Consider the following 15,563-nt stretch of genomic DNA (forward strand, 5'->3'; position numbering starts at 1 on the left):
GTCCTCACGTCTGCCACAAGCGCGTCAGCGCGCAGAGGCAGACGGGATCACACCGGTTCCGCCTCGCGCGCCGCCCACATTGCGGCAAAGGCCGGCCGGGCTTGGCAGCGGGCCAGCCAGGCCTTCACCGCCGGGAACTCGTCCAGCAGCGTCGGATGGGCCGCCGCGTAGCGCACACATTCCGCCACGTTCAGATCGGCCACGGTGAACCGCCCGCCCACCAGCCACGCTCCGGTCAGCGCGCGCGCCAGATGCGCCAGCGGCCGCCGCAGTTTCTCGGCCGAGATCGCGATGAAGGCCTCGGCCTCGGCGCCTTGGACGCCCTTGTCGATCACCATGCGGATATCCAGCGCCGGCCCCTCGACCGCGGTGGCGGCAAAGAGCGACCATTGTTCCATCAGCGCGCTTTCGGCGTCGGACGCCGGACCCAAGGCCCCGCCATGGACCCGCGCCAGATACATCGTGATGGCCAGGCTTTCGGTCAGGGTCAGATCGCCCTCCACCAGCACCGGGATCTGGCCGATCGGGGCCACGGCCAGGAAATCGGGCGAGGCGGTGTTCAAGGGCGCATCCGTCGCCTTGGGCCGGTCCAGGCGGTAGGCCTGGATGACGGGAACATGGGTGAAGGGCGTCCCGGTCTCGGCCAAAAGCCAAAGGGGGCGCGTGGCGCGCGAGCGGTAGCAGCCGTAAAGCGTGATCATGCGAAACCTCCGAATTGCCCTCAAGCTACGGGGCCGCGCGCCCAAGGGGAAGAGGACTGGACGTTGATATTTTGTGCAGATAGACAACGGCATGGCCCAGAAATTCATCCCCCATGCGAAGGCGCTTTTGGCGCTTGGCCTGCCGATCATAGGCTCTCATCTCGCCCAAATGGCGCTGCATGTGACTGATACGATGCTGTTGGGGCGCTATGGCGTCTCGGAGCTTGCGGCGGTGACGCTGGCGGGCTCGGCGTTTTTCGTGCTGTTCATCCTGGGCGCGGGCTTTGGACAGGGGGTCATGCCGCTGGTCGCCTCGGCGCTGGGGCGGGGCGAAGAGGTCGAGGTGCGCCGCGATGTCCGCATGGGGCTGTGGCTGTCGCTGGCTTATGGCGTCGCGATCTATCCGCTGTTCTGGGTCTCCGAGAGCTGGTTGCGCGGCATGGGGCAGACGCCGGATGTCGCAAGGCTGGGGCAAGAGTTCCTGCGCATCGCGGGCCCCGGGATGGTGCCCGCGCTGATCGTCATGACGTTGAAAAGCTATCTCTCTGCCATGGGCCGCACCCAGGTCGTGCTGTGGATCACCATCGGCGCGGTCGGGCTGAACCTTGCTGTGGGCTGGGTGCTGATCTTTGGCAAGTTCGGCCTGCCGGAATGGGGCGTTCAGGGCGCGGCCATTGCCACGCTGACGGTGCAGTGTTTCAGCGCGGCGGCCCTGGCGCTTTATGCCCATCGCCAACCCAACCTGCGCCAGCACCAGATTTTTCGCCGCTTTTGGCGGATGGACGCGGCGGCGCTGCTGCGGGTCTTTCGCCTCGGCTGGCCGATTGGGGTGACGGGGCTGGCCGAAAGCGGGCTCTTTTCGGGGGCAAGCCTGATGATGGGCTGGATCTCCGAGGTGGCTCTGGCCGCCCATGGCATCGCCATGCAGGTCGCGGCCCTCGCCTTTATGGTCCATCTGGGCCTGTCCAATGCCGCCACCGTCCTTGCGGGCCGGGCCGAGGGGGCGGGCGACGCGCGGGGCCTGCGCGATATTGCCACGACCTCGATCCTGATGTCCTTCGGCTTTGGTGCAGTGATGATCGTGGTCTTCCTGGCCGTGCCCCTGCCGATCCTTAGCCTGTTCCTGGACACGACCCAGCCCGAGGCGGCTGGCATCCTGCACCTGGGCGTCGTGCTGCTGGCCTTGGCCGCTCTGTTCCAACTGGGCGATGCGATGCAGGTCATGGCGCTTGGTCTGTGCCGGGCGCTGCATGACACAAAGGTGCCGATGATCATGGCCGCGGTCAGTTATTGGGTCGTGGGCATCCCCTGCAGCTATGTGCTGGGCTTTCACTTCGGGCTTGGCGCGGTGGGGATCTGGACGGGCCTGGTCGTGGGCCTGGCCTTTGCCTCGGCCAGCCTGATGGTGCGGTTCTGGCGTGAGGCGCCCCGCCCGGTCCCGGCAACGGCGGGTTGAAACCCGCCCTACGGCTACGGCCTCTGGCGTAGGGCGCGGTTCACCCCGCCGCTCCCGTCAGCTTCGCGGCGCGCGTTGGTCCAGCTTGTCGGCCCGGCGCCGGATCAGGACGGACCGCAGGTCATGCATCGCCATCAACAGCGGGTCCAGCACGCGGTCAACCTCTTCATCCGTGGCCCTCGTCTGCACCCATTGCGCCGTCATGTTCAGATGATCGACCGTGCGCAAGATGTCGTCGATGTCACGCTCAGCCTGCAGCGCCCGGCGCGATGCCAGCCAAGCCGCGATCTCGGCCCGGTCGCCTTCCGTCAGTTCGGTTTCGCCATGCGGCTTGATATTGCCGTTCTTGATGTTGACCAGGGCGATTTCCACCAGCTCCAACCGGCGCTGGCGCTGTTCGCTTTCGACGCGGAAAACCACGGCGCCATTGTCACGGATGCGGAAGTAATACTGGGGAAGCTCGCCCGTCATCGCTATTTCAACCCCGCGCAGAAGTCCTGGATACGGCGGCAGGCGTCTTCCAGCACCGCCTCGGACGTAGCGTAGCTGACGCGGAAGTTCGGCGATACCCCGAAGGCCGCGCCAAAGACGACCGCAACGCCGGTTTCCTCCAGCAATGCGCTGGCGAAGGCCTCGTCATCGGTGATCTTGGCGCCCCCGGCCGAGGTCTTGCCGATGCAGCCCGAGATATCGGGATAGACATAAAAGGCGCCCTCGGGCTTGGGGCAGGTGACACCCTTGGCCTCGTTCAGCATCTTGACGACCAGGTCGCGGCGGCGCTGGAACAGAGCGCGATGTGGGGCAAGGTAGTCTTGCGTGCCGTTCAAGGCCTCCAAGGCCGCGTATTGGCTGACCGAACAGGGGTTCGAGGTCGATTGCGACTGGATCGTGCCCATGGCCTTGATCAGATGCGCGGGGCCGCCGGCATAGCCGATCCGCCAGCCGGTCATGGCATAGGCCTTGGACGTGCCGTTACAGGTCAGGGTGCGGTCGTAAAGCCGGGGCTCGACCTGGGCGGGCGTCACGAATTTGAAATCGTCAAACACCAGGTGTTCATACATGTCATCCGACATGATCCAGACATGGGGATGACGCAGCAGCACATCGGTGAGCGCCCGGAGTTCAGATTCGGTATAGCCCGCGCCGGTCGGATTGGACGGCGAGTTGAAAATGAACCACTTGGTTTTCGGCGTGATCGCGGCCTCAAGCTGGGCGGCGGTCAGCTTGAATTGCGTCTCGATCCCCGCCACGACCGGAACCGGCGTGCCGCCCGCCAAGAGGACCATATCAGGATAGCTGACCCAATAGGGCGCCGGAATGATGACCTCGTCACCCGGATTGCAGGTCGCCATCAGCGCATTATACAGGATCTGCTTGCCGCCGGTGCCGACCGTGATCTGGTTCGGCTGATAGGTCAGGCCGTTTTCACGGAGGAATTTCGCGCAGATCGCCTTTTTCAGCTCGGGGATGCCATCGACGGGCGTATAGCGGGTCTTGCCCGCATCAATCGCGGCTTTGGCGGCGATGCGGATGTTTTCCGGCGTGTCGAAATCGGGCTCTCCGGCGCCAAGTCCGATGATGTCGCGGCCCGCTGCCTTGAGTTCGGCCGCCTTGGTCGTCACCGCAATCGTGGGCGAGGGTTTGACGCGGGCGAGCGTATCGGAGAGGAAGGCCATGGGTCTGCTCCTGATGGGATTCGTCAGGGGTTTAGGCCATGGGGGGCGGATGATGCAAGAGCGGCTGAAGCGGATGAAGATGCGGTCCTGGCGGCGCGGCACCAAGGAGATGGACCTGGTGCTGGGGCCCTATGCCGATGCGCATCTGGAGGGCATGTCGGCGCAGGAGCTGGACGGGTTCGAGGCGATTCTTGCCGAACAGGATCAGGACCTGATGGCCTGGATTTTGGGGCACAAAGTGGCGCCGGACGTGCATTTGGCCCTCTTGGCCCGGCTTTTGGCCTTTGCCGAGGCCCGGAAAGGGAAGATTTGACGGGTTCTTTGCGGCGAATCTAGGCCAAGTTTACGTTATGTTTGCGTTTCGATCTCATCTTGTGCTTTGTAACAAGGTGAAACGGAGATGCTGCATGACCATGCATGCCCCCCTTCTGGATGGTTCGCAGAAAGCCCTTCTGGCGGGGTATCTTGACAGTCTGGCGTTGTTGGAGCGGCTTCATCGCCTGCTTCTGGACGTCATCAAGGATGAGTTCGAACGGCTGGGGATCCTTGAGATCAACTCCGTTCAGGCGCTGTTGCTGTTCAACATCGGCGAGAACGAAGTGACGGCGGGGGAGTTGAAGACCCGCGGTTACTACCAGGGCTCGAACGTGTCCTATAATCTGAAAAAGCTGGTGGAACTGGGCTATATGCACCACCAGCGGTCAGAGATCGACCGCCGCTCGGTGCGGGTGCGGTTGACGGAAAAGGGCCGGCGCGTGCGCGGGCTGATCTCGGAGCTGTTTCAGCGTCATGCCGAAGTGCTGGGCAAGCGCGGCGTGATCGACAACGAGGTCATGGAGACGATCAACGGATCGCTGAAGCGGATGGAACGCTTCTGGACCGAACAGATCCGCTATATCTACTAAGGCCGGGTCCGGTTGTTTGCCAGCGGGCTGACGCCCGAAGGCAAACAACCGGAGGACGCGGGGGGGCTGCCGCCCCCCCGCACCCCCCCGCCCAAAGAGGCAGCGGCCCCTTTGGAAACCCGCCTCCGGGTGCTTTCCGGTTGGGGTATTCGCGAGATGAATTGGGGGGAGGACGCCGGCTCACGTGATGGGGCTGTTTCTCATTCCCTGAGTTCGTCGACATGCCAGGATTACATCGGACCGACCTTCGGGATGCGGTCTTTTTGTCTTTGACTGGTCAGCTGCATGCGGGCCTTGGCTTAGCGCCACAAATACGCCTGGCTCGCCAGGGCGCCTTGCAGTTTGGCCAAAAGGCGCAGGGCAGGGCCTGGCTTGGGCAGGATGCCTTCCGCCAACCGCAGGGCAGCGACTTCGGGCGGGCAGGGGCGGCCTGTCTTCGGGTCCAGGTAGCGCGGATAGGCGATCAGCGTCGCATGGATCAGCTGTGCCAAGCCTATGCGGGGCAGGGGATGGCCGTCGGGCGCGCGGCGGCGGCGCTCCGGCACGGCACCCAGATCGGTCGTCAGGCCCCAACCCGCGTAGAAGGGCGCGCCCAAAGTGGTGACTTTCTTGCCGCGGATCAGCGCCTCGAACCCCAATAGCGACGTCAGTGTCCAGACCTCGGTGCACGCCTCGATCAGGGCGATGGGATCGGCCCTTGTTGCGATCACATCGGCCAGGGGGCGGCCTTGGGCGTTCAATTGCAGGGCGTCCAGCGTCCCGGGACGCAGGCCCGCTTCGACATCGGGATGCGGTTTGTAAACCAGGATCGCGTCGGGATTGGCCGCCCGCACCGCCTGCAAAAGCCCAAGGTTGGTGCGAATATCGCCGCAGCCCAGCCGGATCGAAGCATCGTCCTCGACCTGGCCGGGGACGAGGATGCGGTGCCCCTCCGGCAGGTCCGCCCGCCCGCCCGTGAGGTTGTATTTCGACAGCCGCGCTGCGATGACCGCATGGCGCAGACGCTCCGCCCGGGCCGGGCCACCAGGGGGCAGGGCCGCGCGGATCAGCTCCTCCAGGTCAGACGGCCGCGTCGGGTCGTAATAGATCCCGCTTGCATCGGTCACCAGCGACAGGGGCGGGATCAGCTCTGCCCCCAAGCCCCGAGAGCGCAGAAACCCATCCTCCACCGCCACGGCCTGCATCGGTTTTCCGGCCCATATCAGGGGCTTGCGACCCGTTCTTGCCGCGCGTTCCACCGCATCTTCGGCCGTCTTGGCAAAGACCAAGGCCTTCTCGCGGCCAAAGAAGGCCTGCAGATGACGCCGTTTCCACAGCCGCATCCCCCCCGCGACATAGCCTTGATGGTCGGCGCGCATCGCCCGCGTTTCGGCCTCCAGCTGGTCGATGACCTCTTCCAGAGTGCAAAGCCGGTCATGGCAGGGCGTCGCCCAAACCGGCGCCAGCACCATGGCGCCCGCGAAAAGCTGCACCTTGGTCAGGCGGCGCTGGCGTCGATCCACGGGAAAACGGTCGTCGCTTAGCCCCCAGCCGGCATAGAAGGGCTGGCCAAAGACCACCGGGCGATGACCCGCCAAAATCGCCTCGAAGCCCAGTTGGCTAGAGACGGTATAGACCGCCACCGCCCCCTCCAGGAGCCCCCAGGGCGAGACCGGCGCGCTGATCCGGTCGCCCGCGGCAAAGTGCCCCGGACGGTAGCCCGCCTGCGTTTCGGGGTGGGTCTTGATCAGGATGCGGCGCCCCGGATGCTCGGCCTGGGCGGTCGCCAGCATCTCGGCAAAGCGCGCCTCCGAGGGCACCGAGGCATCGCCGCGAGTCTGGTCCACCACCAGGACATAGCCGGGCTCTGGCAGGCCGCCGGGCAGGTGCATGTTGTATTTTGACAAGTCCAACAGCCGAAGACGGTCTATCCCGTCCCGCGCCTGCTGCAGAATGTTCGAATTGTCCAAGGGGTCGCGGGCAAGGATCTCTTCCAGCCGGGACGGCACAGTGGCATCATAATGCACGCCAGCCGGGTCGATCAGCAGCCCCATCGGCGCCTCGCCGCTGCGACCGGGGCGCAGCGAGCGCAAGAAGGCGTCCTCGACCCGCACCACCGGCACGCCACGCCGCGCGGCCACAGCCTCGCCGCGCCAAGCATAGGCGCCGCGGCCCCAGACCGCCACGCCATCACCGGGCGCAGGCAAGCCAAGCCGTAGCTCATGCCCCGCAAGCTCCAGAATCCGCCGCAGGCCCGGACGGAAAAACCCCGCCGTATAGGCATAAAGCCGGCGCGGCGCCTGCATGGCTCAGCCGCCGGCGGCGGTCGAGATATTGGCCGCCTGGTTGGCCGTCCCGGTGATCGCCCCGATGGTTTTCGACCACTGGGTGAAGGGCGCTTCGGTGACGTAAAGCGTGTCGCCGTCGCGAACGAGGAAGTCGCGGGCCTCGAACATGCCGGTCGGTTGGGTCAGGTCCAGCACATAGACAAAGCGTTGATCGCCTTGCAAATCCGCGCGGCCAAGGACGGCGTTGGCGATTTCCTGAGGCTCGTTGCGCAGGATAAAGACGCCGGTCGGATCGGCGCTGTTGGCGTTCAAGCCCCCCACCGTCGCAATCGCCTCCAGCGCGGACAGCGTCTGGGTCTGAAAGGCCACGCGGTTTTGTGCCCCCGTCGCGCCCAGAGCCACGAAAGCGCGACTGTCCTGTTCGACGGTCACGATGTCGCCGGGGCGCAGCGCGATATCCAGCCGGGGATTTTCATATAGGTCAGCCAGCCAGACCTTTTCGGTCTTGTTGCCGCGCGTGACATGGACCACCGCCACGGCCTGCGGGATCGAAACCCCGCCGGCCCGCGCGATCATCGCGGTCAGCGTCCGGGTCGGCGCCTCGATCGGATAGTTGCCCTGACCGCCCACCATGCCGTTGACCGTCACGGTCGAGCCCAGACCCGCAGCGCGTTGCACCACGATTTGCGGATCGGGCGTCTGGGGGTCCAGCTTGCGGGTGATGGCGTCGCGCAGACCCTCGGCCGTCTGGCCCGCGGCCTTGATCCGACCGGCATAGGGCACGAAAACAAAGCCTTGGCCATCGACCTGCAGCGTCTGCAGCGAGGACACCCGCTGTCCGGTGTTGCCCAAAAGCGGGTCATCCTTGACGTTTTCGAACACAGTCACCGAGACCGTGTCGCCCGGCGAGATCACATCCTGCGCCATGACCCCGGCCCCCAGAAAGGCCTGGGAAAAGCCGAACGACGGCGCCACAGAGGCCGCCCGCGTCACCGAGGACGTCACGGTGACAACAAAGGCATCGCCGCCCTTTTGCACCGATCCCGCGAAAATCTCGTTCTTGTTCGGACCGGACCGCGGCAGCCCACAGGCCGCAACGGTCGCCAGAAGGCCCAGGGCTGTCGCCCGCCTTGTCAAATTCAGTGCCACTGCCCGGGCTCCTTTTGCGGAGTTTGCCTCAAGTTTTGCCGCTAACCATACAAAACTTCACCGGAAATGCAAACCTTGCCTTTCGGCCCTCAGTTCACCAGCCGCAACTGTTGCCGTGGCGCCGCGTTGCCCGATGTCAGCGCGTCATAAGGGTCCTGATCCAAAAGCATCATGTCGACGATTTGCCGCATCAGCGCGCGCCGCCCGCGGGTCGAGTAAAACCCGCCGGGGATCTGCGAGGTTTCCAGCAAATAGTGCCGGTAATCGCGGTAAGCCTTGCTGTCGGGCCGCGTCGGTTTGGCAAAGAACTCAGGCAGGGCCTGAACCGAGACGAACTCGGGCTTGGCATAGACGGCGGCGCCGAAAACTTTCAAAGGCAGGCCGCGCCACAGGACCTGTTGGGCGGCGGTTGAATTCACGGTGACGGCGGTGCGCGCCGGGTTCAACAGCCGCGCAAGTTTGCCGCCGCGCACGAAATGCACGCGTTCCGCCACGCCATGCGCCATGGCCAGGCGGCGGATGGCGGCGGCAACCGGGACCCGCCCATCCTCCAATGGATGCGCCTTGAAGACCAAATGGTGGTGACGCGGGGCGCCCTTGGCAAAGCCCTCGATCACCAGTTCCAGGAATTCCGACATGGTGCGGAAGGGCGAATGCATCTGGAAAGAGCTGTCATGTTCCAGCTGCAACAGCACCAGATGATAGGGAAAGCCGCCATGCTGGATGCGCCAGGTGGCCACGAAACGTTCCGCCCGGTGCAGTGGCAGAAAGGCCAAACGCTTGAGATACAAGAGAAACTCTTGCCCCACCGTCAGCGCCCGATGCGGGCGAAAGTTGCGGTAATCCCAAAAGCCGGTCAGCACGAACCAATGATAGAGCGCGCCCCAGAACATGTGCTGCGCCATGTCGCCCCAATGCGAGGGCGCATCGGGCAGGTCCATATCCAGCCCCGCGATGGCCTCTTGCATCTGTGCCACACTCATCCCCATCAGCCGGGAATTGCCGTTCGACCCCTCGCGTTCGTAAGTCACCCAATAGGGCCGCAGATAGCCTTCTTCGAAGACATGGATGCGCAGCCCCATGGCACGGGCGGCCTGCACCGCCTCGGCGTGGATGGGGCGCGTGTCGCCATAAAGCACGATATCGGTGATGCGCCTTTGGGCGAGGATCAGGCGCAGGGTGGCGGCCCAATCCTCGGGCCGACCCTTGAAGGGGATAAAGCTGTCCGAGGGCCAGAAGGCCCTATCGCCCCGGTTGAAGCCCACGCGCCAGACCTCTGCCCCCGCCCGCGAGAGCATGCGCCCCAGCCGGTGAAAGAAGGGACCATGCGGCCCCTGCAGAAACAGAAAACGGTGACCTTCGGCCGAAGTCATGGGCACTCCCCTTGCCGCCATCCTGGGGGAGGGCGGTTAACAAGGGTTCATCGTCGCAAAGCTTTCGGGCGTCAATGCGGCAGGATTTCGCAAAAGACCGCGCTTTGGGGCGGCTGGAAACCATGGCAGGCCTTGCGTCAGGCGTGAACCTGCGGCAAAGGGGCGGCTTATCCCTGCGATGGTTCCCCGATGACCGAAGATGACAAGACCGCTGCCAAGGCCGCGAAAGCCGCCCTGCGCCGCCAGATGAAATCCACCGCCCGGCTTCATGCCGTGCAGGCGCTGTTTCAGATGGAAAGCTCGCATCAGACCGTGCAAGCGGTGACGCGCGAGTTCGAGACGCATCGCTTTGGCGAGGTGATCGACGACGAGGAATTCGCCGAGGGCGATATCGACCTGTTCCGCAAGATCGTGAACGGGGCGGTGAACTGGCAGGCCAAGGTCGACCAGGCAACGGATCGGGCGCTGGTGGCGAAATGGCCGATCGACCGGATCGATCCGGTCTTGCGCGCGGCCTTCCGCGCCGCGGGGGCCGAGTTCGTCGAACTGGACACGCCTCCCAAGGTGGTGGTCAACGAATATGTCGACCTGGCCAAGGCCTTTTTCCCGGATGGCAAAGAGGCCAAGTTCGTGAATGCGGTGCTGGATCACATGGGCCACGAACTGCGCCCTGAAGGCTGGTAAATGGGGTCCGGTCAGGCCTCGCAGCGCCAGGGGCGCAGCAGGCCTGACCGGAGGAAGCGGGGGCTGCCGCCCCCGCCCCCCGCTTCAAGGGGAGCACGCTCCCCTTGAAAATCCCCGTGAGTATTTGCACCAGTATGAAAGGGGCGAGAGCAAGGCCGGTCTTTTGGCCTTGGTCTTCAACGGCGCCGCAAGCCCCCCTTTCATCTTTTCCCAAATATCCCCGCCGGAGGCACGTTCAAGCCGGTTGGCCGCGGCACGCGGCCAGAGGCGAGGCAAAAATCTTGCGGCGAAAGCCGCTCCTTTGGGTTGCGGGCCGGGCGCAGGCGTGTCAGGTCCGTCCCCTTCCCCCGGAGGCCCCCACCATGTCCACCCTCGCGCTTGACTTCGGCACGTCCAATTCCGCCGCCGCCATCTTGGAGGATGGCCAGATCCGCCGCCTGCCCATCGAGGACGGTTCGGACACATTGCCCACTGCCGTCTTCTTCCCCTCGGACAAGTCCGAGATGCGGGTGGGCCTGGCCGCCGCCATGGCCCTGTTGCAGGGCGAAGAGGGCCGCTACATGCGGGCTCTGAAATCGGTGCTGGGCTCGGGCCTTTTCCACGAATCCCGCATGATCGGTGGCAAGCGCCGCACCTTGGCCAATGTTGTCACCGAATTCCTCGCGCTGGTGAAATCCCGGGCCGAGGCGCAGTCGGGTCATAGCTTCAGCGCCATCCTCTCGGGCCGTCCCGTGCATTTCCATCCCGATCCCGCCCGTGATGCCAAGGCCGAAGCCGATCTGACCGCCTGTTACAAGGCGGCCGGTTTTGCGCAGGTCGATTACCTTTTCGAACCCGAAGCCGCAGCCCTGGCCGCCCATCAGGGCCGCGAGGGCCTGGGCCTGATCGTCGACATCGGCGGCGGCACCTCGGATTATTCTGTCTTTGCCAGCGAAGGCGGCAAGATGAAGATCCTCGCCTCGCATGGTATTCGCCTTGGCGGGACCGATTTCGACCATTCCGTCTCGATGGCCCATGCCATGCCCTGGCTTGGCCGCGGCTCCAGCCTGCACCGCGAGATGGGGGCCGGCGAGGTTCCCATGCCCAACCACCTTTACGTCGATCTCTCGACCTGGGCGCGCATCCCCTTTCTTTACACGCCCGAGACCCGCAACGAGGTCGCCCAGATGCTGCGCCTGGCGATCAAGCCCCGGCTCTTGCGCCGCCTGGCCCATGTCTTGAAGGCCGAACTTGGCCATGACATCGCCTTTGCCGTCGAGCGGGCCAAGATCAACGCCAATGCCGGGCGCGAGGGGGCCAAGGTCGATCTCTCTCGGGTCGAGGCCGGTCTTGCCGTGCCGATCACCCCGGAAAGCCTGGAGAAATCCTTGCGCAAATACCGCAGCCCGCTGCGGGAGGCCGCAAGCCTGTGCTGCGAAAAGGCTGGCATCGCGCCCGAGGCGATCACCGAAGTCGTTCTGGTCGGCGGCTCCTCCCTCATGGCTCTGGTCGGTCAAGAGGCCCAGGCGCTGTGCCCCAATGCCACCTTGCGCGCCTCAGAGCCCTTTACCGCCGTCGTCGATGGCCTGGCGCTGGCCACCGCCTGACGGCAGGTCCGCAACCAGAGCGGGCAGCGCCAACCCTGGCGGGCCCCCGACCCGCGGCATAAGCGCAACGCCCCGGGATTGTTGCCGGTTCGGCCCCTTGACGGAACGCAGAGCCTGGCCAAGGGTCCGCCAAAACGGAGGCGAACATGAAGGCTTGGGTTCTGGCATTGGCGCTGTTGGCGCATCCGGTTGCGGCCGATCCCGTGATCCTCGGTTGGGGCCGGATGTTCGACAATGACGCGATTGGCGATGGCCATGACCGCTGGCGCACCGGGGCCTACACCGTCAGCCTGATCCGGGGCGAGCGGTTCGCCGGCGAGTTGCCCGAGACCTTTGGCGCCCTGACTGAATGGCGCCTGCACACCGAAATCGCAGCCCCGGCCAATCTTTCGGCCCCCAGCCTCGGGGACCGCCGCTATGCCGGTGTCCTGAGCCTTGGCCTGCATACCCAGGCGCGCTGGCAAGGGCTTGAGGCCGCATTGGGCGCCGACCTTGTGGCGATCGGTCCCGCAACCGGGGTCAGCCAGGTGCAGAAATGGGTCCATGATGCGCTGGACATCGACAAGCCCAACACCTCGCGCCAGATCACCGACCGGTTGATCCCCACGGTTTCGGGCGAGCTGGGGCGCAGTTTCGACCTGGGCCTGATGGCGATCCGCCCCTTTGCTGCCGCACAGGCCGGGGTCGAGACCCTGGCGCGGGCCGGGTTCGACGTGACCCTTGGCGCCTTTGGCCGCGATGCGGTCATGGTGCGTGACGGTGTGACCGGCCAACGCTACCGCGCCGCACCCTCGGCTTTGGTGCCGGGCTATAGCCTGGTTGCGGGGGCGGATATCGCCCATGTCTGGGCCTCGGTCCTCTTGCCTTCCGACGGTCCCGCGCCCGAGTCCACTCGGACCCGCGCCCGCATCGGTCTGCATTGGCAGGGCCAGCGCGCCTCGGCCTTTTACGGCGTGACCTGGCTGACGCCAGAGTTCGAAGGCCAGGCCTCGGGCCAGGCCGTCGGATCGCTGTCTTTCAATCTGCGGTTTTAATCCGCCGCGAAACTCCCGCTTATCATGGCGGTTAAAGCCTGGACTGTTGCCGTTTTGCCATTGGAAAACCCTTAACGATTCGTTAACGTTTCCGAACAAAGAACAATAAGACGGGCAGTACAGGCATGAAAACGGGCTCATCGGGCACGTTCGTCATTTCCTGGTCGCAGACAGAAACAGATGGCGTCAAGGCAGCGCCGCTCGACCTTTTGACCCTCGGCGTCACATGGCGCTGGGTCGGAGAGCCCGTGCGGGTCGATGGCCCCTCTGATTTCCTGCGACTGGAAGGGGCGGAGGGGGCGGCAGAGATGCGGCGGCGCGCAGCGCGCATGGTGCGGCGCCTGATCGGGGCGGCGGTGGCGCCGAAAGCCGCCGAACCCGAAGACGAAGACATGGCCGACCAGGGCTTTGCCCTGACCGACGGCCACCGGACCTGGGTCCTGACGCTGGTGACGGTGCCCGACACCGGCGCGCTGCTGCTGATGGCACTGGCAGAGATGCCCCCGGCCGGGCAGGATCTTTGGGTCACGCAAGTGGCCATCGACCGGGGCAGGGTGGGGGCCTCCAAGGCCGGGCGCGGGGTGATCTGCTTCACCCCAGACACCCGGATCGAAACCCCGCAAGGCCCGCGCCTGATCCAATCCCTGCGCGCCGGCGACCTGGTGCAGACCCGCGACGCGGGCGCTCAGCCGATCCTGTGGACCGGCCACCGCCGGATGTCAGGCGCGCGGCTGCATGCCATGCCGCATCTGCGCCCGATCCGCATCAAGGCCCAGGCGCTTGGCGCGGATCAACCGCAACCCGACCTGATCGTCTCGCCCCAGCACCGCATCCTGATGCAGGGCGCCGCCGCCCGGGCGCTGTTCAACACGCCCGAGGTCCTGGTGCGGGCCGAGGACCTGGTGAACGACCATTCGATCCTGGTGGACCGGACCCTGCGCGAGGTGACCTATGTCCATGTCCTGCTGGAGGCCCATCACGTGATCTGGGCCAATGGCCTGCTGACCGAAAGCTTCCACCCCGCCAATGCCGCGCTGGATGCGCTGGACCCGGTGCAGCGCGAAGGCCTGATGGAGATCTTCCCCAGCCTTGCCGCCGATCCCACGACCTATGGCCCCCATGCGCGGCGTAATCTGACGGGATCAGAGGCCGCCATCCTGCGTCACGACCTCGGTGCCTGACCCAAAGGGGGCGCCCGCAAGGACGCCCCCTGCTTTCGATCTGGTTCAAAGCCACAGCCCTTTCCCTTTCATACTGACCCAAATACTCTCTTCTTCTGCCACCTCCCCCGTTGACACCCCCCGCCCTCCCGCCTATACGCCCCCAACTCCCGCAGCCTGCGGGGGTTTTCATTGGTGTTGGTGGCCCCTGCAAAGGGAAGCCTGTCGCCCGGGAGACCGGGAAAGGACAACGCCCTTCACAGTCAGAAGGAGATCAGCGATGACCAAACGCACCGCTGCCAAATACAAGATCGACCGCCGCATGGGCGAAAATATCTGGGGTCGTCCCAAGTCGCCGCTGAACAAGCGCGAATACGGCCCCGGTCAGCACGGCCAGCGCCGCAAGGGCAAACTGTCCGACTTCGGCACGCAGCTGCGCGCCAAGCAAAAGCTGAAGGGTTACTACGGCGACCTGACCGAAAAGCAATTCCGCAAGATCTATGCCGACGCCGACCGTTCGCGTGGCGATACCGGTGAGGCTCTGGTGGGCTTCCTGGAGCGTCGCCTCGACGCCGTCGTCTACCGCGCCAAGCTGGTGCCGACCGTCTTTGCCGCGCGCCAGTTCGTCAACCACGGCCACGTGACCGTGAATGGCAAGCCGGTGAACATCGCCTCCTACCGCGTGTCGGAAGGCGACATCATCCAGGTCCGCGAAAAGTCGCGCCAGATGGCTGCAATCACCGAAGCCCTGGCCCTGACCGAGCGTGACATCCCCGACTATCTGGAAGTCGACCAGTCCAAGCTGACGGTCAAGTTCGTCCGCACCCCCGGCCTGTCTGACGTGCCCTATCCCGTCGTGATGGAACCGAACCTCGTGGTCGAATACTACGCCAAGAACTAAGCAAAGACCTGATCCTTCGGGCTCATGTCGTCGAAAAAGGCCCGCCCCACCCGGCGGGCCTTTGCTTTTCTGTCGCCTTTGTCGCAGAACCTGCAGCAGTCATTCCGGGAGAACCCCATGTCCACACCGAACAAGGCCGAACGCGGTTTCGAAAAGCTGCTCTTTGCCAGCCGCTGGCTGATGGCGCCGATGTATCTGGGCCTTGTCATAGCCCTTGGGATGCTTTTGGTCGTCTTCTGCAAAGAGGTCTTCTATTACGCCCCCCAGGTCTTCGAGATGAAAAGCGAAGATGTCATCCTTGTGGTCCTGACGTTGATCGACCTGACGCTTGCGGCCAATCTTCTGGTGATCGTGCTGTTCTCGGGCTATGAGAATTTCGTGTCGAAGTTCGATTTCGACGCCGGCGCGGATCGGCCCAGCTGGATGGGGACGGTCGATTTCTCGGGGCTCAAGATGAAGCTCATCGCCTCGATCGTGGCGATTTCCGCCATCGACCTGCTGAAGTGGTTCATGGGGATCGAAGAATATGTCCCCGGCCCCGAAATGGATCGCAAGCTGTTCTGGCTGGTTGTCATCCACCTGACCTTCGTCTTTTCCGGCGTGATCATGGCCTTGATGGACTTCATCGCCAGCAAGTCGGCCAGCCACTAGGTCAGGCCACCACGTCAGGC

At 64.8% G+C, this 15,563-nt stretch carries 15 protein-coding genes; 9 read left to right on the forward strand and 6 right to left on the reverse strand.

Annotation, left to right across the window (positions count from 1 at the left end):
* Positions 1-47: 47 nt before the first annotated feature.
* On the reverse strand, positions 48-701 hold the full coding sequence (locus NX862_RS12875; RefSeq protein WP_264494328.1) for a glutathione S-transferase family protein: 654 nt from the start codon (positions 699-701) through the stop codon (positions 48-50).
* A 91-nt stretch (positions 702-792) separates the two neighbouring features.
* Between NX862_RS12875 and NX862_RS12880 the strand changes: the two genes are divergently transcribed.
* A complete protein-coding gene (locus NX862_RS12880; RefSeq protein ID WP_264494329.1) occupies positions 793-2,157 on the forward strand; it encodes an MATE family efflux transporter in 1,365 nt (454 codons plus the stop codon).
* A gap of 57 nt (positions 2,158-2,214) precedes the next feature.
* Here the strand turns inward: NX862_RS12880 and NX862_RS12885 are convergent, their stop codons facing one another.
* Together NX862_RS12885 and NX862_RS12890 are read right to left on the reverse strand one after the other, a co-directional pair.
* Positions 2,215-2,628 carry a hypothetical protein gene (locus NX862_RS12885; protein ID WP_264494330.1) on the reverse strand — a complete coding sequence of 138 codons (414 nt, stop codon included), beginning with the start codon at positions 2,626-2,628 and terminating at the stop codon, positions 2,215-2,217.
* Positions 2,629-2,630: 2 nt separating this feature from the next.
* Positions 2,631-3,833, reverse strand: coding sequence for a pyridoxal phosphate-dependent aminotransferase (locus NX862_RS12890; protein ID WP_264494331.1), 1,203 nt, complete (start codon positions 3,831-3,833; stop codon positions 2,631-2,633).
* Positions 3,834-3,882: 49 nt separating this feature from the next.
* Between NX862_RS12890 and NX862_RS12895 the strand changes: the two genes are divergently transcribed.
* Complete coding sequence (locus NX862_RS12895; RefSeq protein WP_264494560.1) at positions 3,883-4,146, forward strand: FAD assembly factor SdhE; 264 nt, start codon at positions 3,883-3,885, stop codon at positions 4,144-4,146.
* A gap of 94 nt (positions 4,147-4,240) precedes the next feature.
* Positions 4,241-4,738, forward strand: coding sequence for a MarR family winged helix-turn-helix transcriptional regulator (locus NX862_RS12900; protein ID WP_168773937.1), 498 nt, complete (start codon positions 4,241-4,243; stop codon positions 4,736-4,738).
* A 299-nt stretch (positions 4,739-5,037) separates the two neighbouring features.
* Here the strand turns inward: NX862_RS12900 and NX862_RS12905 are convergent, their stop codons facing one another.
* The 3 genes from NX862_RS12905 to NX862_RS12915 form a co-directional block, all read right to left on the reverse strand.
* Complete coding sequence (locus tag NX862_RS12905; protein ID WP_264494332.1) at positions 5,038-7,023, reverse strand: capsule polysaccharide biogenesis protein; 1,986 nt, start codon at positions 7,021-7,023, stop codon at positions 5,038-5,040.
* 3 nt (positions 7,024-7,026) lie between these two features.
* Entirely contained in the window at positions 7,027-8,154 is a 1,128-nt protein-coding gene (locus NX862_RS12910) for a polysaccharide biosynthesis/export family protein (RefSeq protein WP_264494333.1), read from the reverse strand.
* 89 nt (positions 8,155-8,243) lie between these two features.
* Positions 8,244-9,527 carry a capsule polysaccharide biogenesis protein gene (locus NX862_RS12915; protein WP_264494334.1) on the reverse strand — a complete coding sequence of 428 codons (1,284 nt, stop codon included), beginning with the start codon at positions 9,525-9,527 and terminating at the stop codon, positions 8,244-8,246.
* A 189-nt stretch (positions 9,528-9,716) separates the two neighbouring features.
* On the opposite strand from NX862_RS12915, the gene nusB reads away from it, so the two are divergent.
* The 6 genes from nusB (at position 9,717) to NX862_RS12945 (ending at position 15,543) form a co-directional block, all read left to right on the forward strand.
* Positions 9,717-10,211, forward strand: a complete 495-nt coding sequence (gene nusB / locus NX862_RS12920; protein ID WP_264494335.1) for a transcription antitermination factor NusB — start codon at positions 9,717-9,719, stop codon at positions 10,209-10,211.
* 362 nt (positions 10,212-10,573) lie between these two features.
* Positions 10,574-11,797, forward strand: coding sequence for an Hsp70 family protein (locus NX862_RS12925; protein WP_264494336.1), 1,224 nt, complete (start codon positions 10,574-10,576; stop codon positions 11,795-11,797).
* Between the two features lie 146 nt (positions 11,798-11,943).
* Positions 11,944-12,831 (forward strand): lipid A-modifier LpxR family protein, encoded by an 888-nt coding sequence (locus tag NX862_RS12930; RefSeq protein ID WP_264494337.1) that lies wholly within the window; start codon positions 11,944-11,946, stop codon positions 12,829-12,831.
* 125 nt (positions 12,832-12,956) lie between these two features.
* Positions 12,957-14,012 carry a Hint domain-containing protein gene (locus tag NX862_RS12935; RefSeq protein WP_264494338.1) on the forward strand — a complete coding sequence of 352 codons (1,056 nt, stop codon included), beginning with the start codon at positions 12,957-12,959 and terminating at the stop codon, positions 14,010-14,012.
* A gap of 259 nt (positions 14,013-14,271) precedes the next feature.
* Positions 14,272-14,892, forward strand: coding sequence for a 30S ribosomal protein S4 (gene rpsD, locus NX862_RS12940; protein ID WP_264494339.1), 621 nt, complete (start codon positions 14,272-14,274; stop codon positions 14,890-14,892).
* 117 nt (positions 14,893-15,009) lie between these two features.
* Positions 15,010-15,543, forward strand: a complete 534-nt coding sequence (locus NX862_RS12945; protein WP_264494340.1) for a TIGR00645 family protein — start codon at positions 15,010-15,012, stop codon at positions 15,541-15,543.
* Positions 15,544-15,563 lie beyond the last annotated feature (20 nt).

It is taken from the genome of Stagnihabitans lacustris (genome assembly GCF_025950525.1).
In the GTDB taxonomy this organism is placed as follows: Bacteria; Pseudomonadota; Alphaproteobacteria; order Rhodobacterales; family Rhodobacteraceae; genus Stagnihabitans.

Coding starts and splice junctions, on each gene's coding strand:
- NX862_RS12875 (WP_264494328.1), bottom strand. CDS start 701: ATGATCACGCTTTACGGCTGCTACCGCTCGCGCGCCACGCGCCCCCTT.
- NX862_RS12880 (WP_264494329.1), top strand. CDS start 793: ATGGCCCAGAAATTCATCCCCCATGCGAAGGCGCTTTTGGCGCTTGGC.
- NX862_RS12885 (WP_264494330.1), bottom strand. CDS start 2,628: ATGACGGGCGAGCTTCCCCAGTATTACTTCCGCATCCGTGACAATGGC.
- NX862_RS12890 (WP_264494331.1), bottom strand. CDS start 3,833: ATGGCCTTCCTCTCCGATACGCTCGCCCGCGTCAAACCCTCGCCCACG.
- NX862_RS12895 (WP_264494560.1), top strand. CDS start 3,883: ATGATGCAAGAGCGGCTGAAGCGGATGAAGATGCGGTCCTGGCGGCGC.
- NX862_RS12900 (WP_168773937.1), top strand. CDS start 4,241: ATGACCATGCATGCCCCCCTTCTGGATGGTTCGCAGAAAGCCCTTCTG.
- NX862_RS12905 (WP_264494332.1), bottom strand. CDS start 7,023: ATGCAGGCGCCGCGCCGGCTTTATGCCTATACGGCGGGGTTTTTCCGT.
- NX862_RS12915 (WP_264494334.1), bottom strand. CDS start 9,527: ATGACTTCGGCCGAAGGTCACCGTTTTCTGTTTCTGCAGGGGCCGCAT.
- nusB (WP_264494335.1), top strand. CDS start 9,717: ATGACCGAAGATGACAAGACCGCTGCCAAGGCCGCGAAAGCCGCCCTG.
- NX862_RS12925 (WP_264494336.1), top strand. CDS start 10,574: ATGTCCACCCTCGCGCTTGACTTCGGCACGTCCAATTCCGCCGCCGCC.
- NX862_RS12930 (WP_264494337.1), top strand. CDS start 11,944: ATGAAGGCTTGGGTTCTGGCATTGGCGCTGTTGGCGCATCCGGTTGCG.
- NX862_RS12935 (WP_264494338.1), top strand. CDS start 12,957: ATGAAAACGGGCTCATCGGGCACGTTCGTCATTTCCTGGTCGCAGACA.
- rpsD (WP_264494339.1), top strand. CDS start 14,272: ATGACCAAACGCACCGCTGCCAAATACAAGATCGACCGCCGCATGGGC.
- NX862_RS12945 (WP_264494340.1), top strand. CDS start 15,010: ATGTCCACACCGAACAAGGCCGAACGCGGTTTCGAAAAGCTGCTCTTT.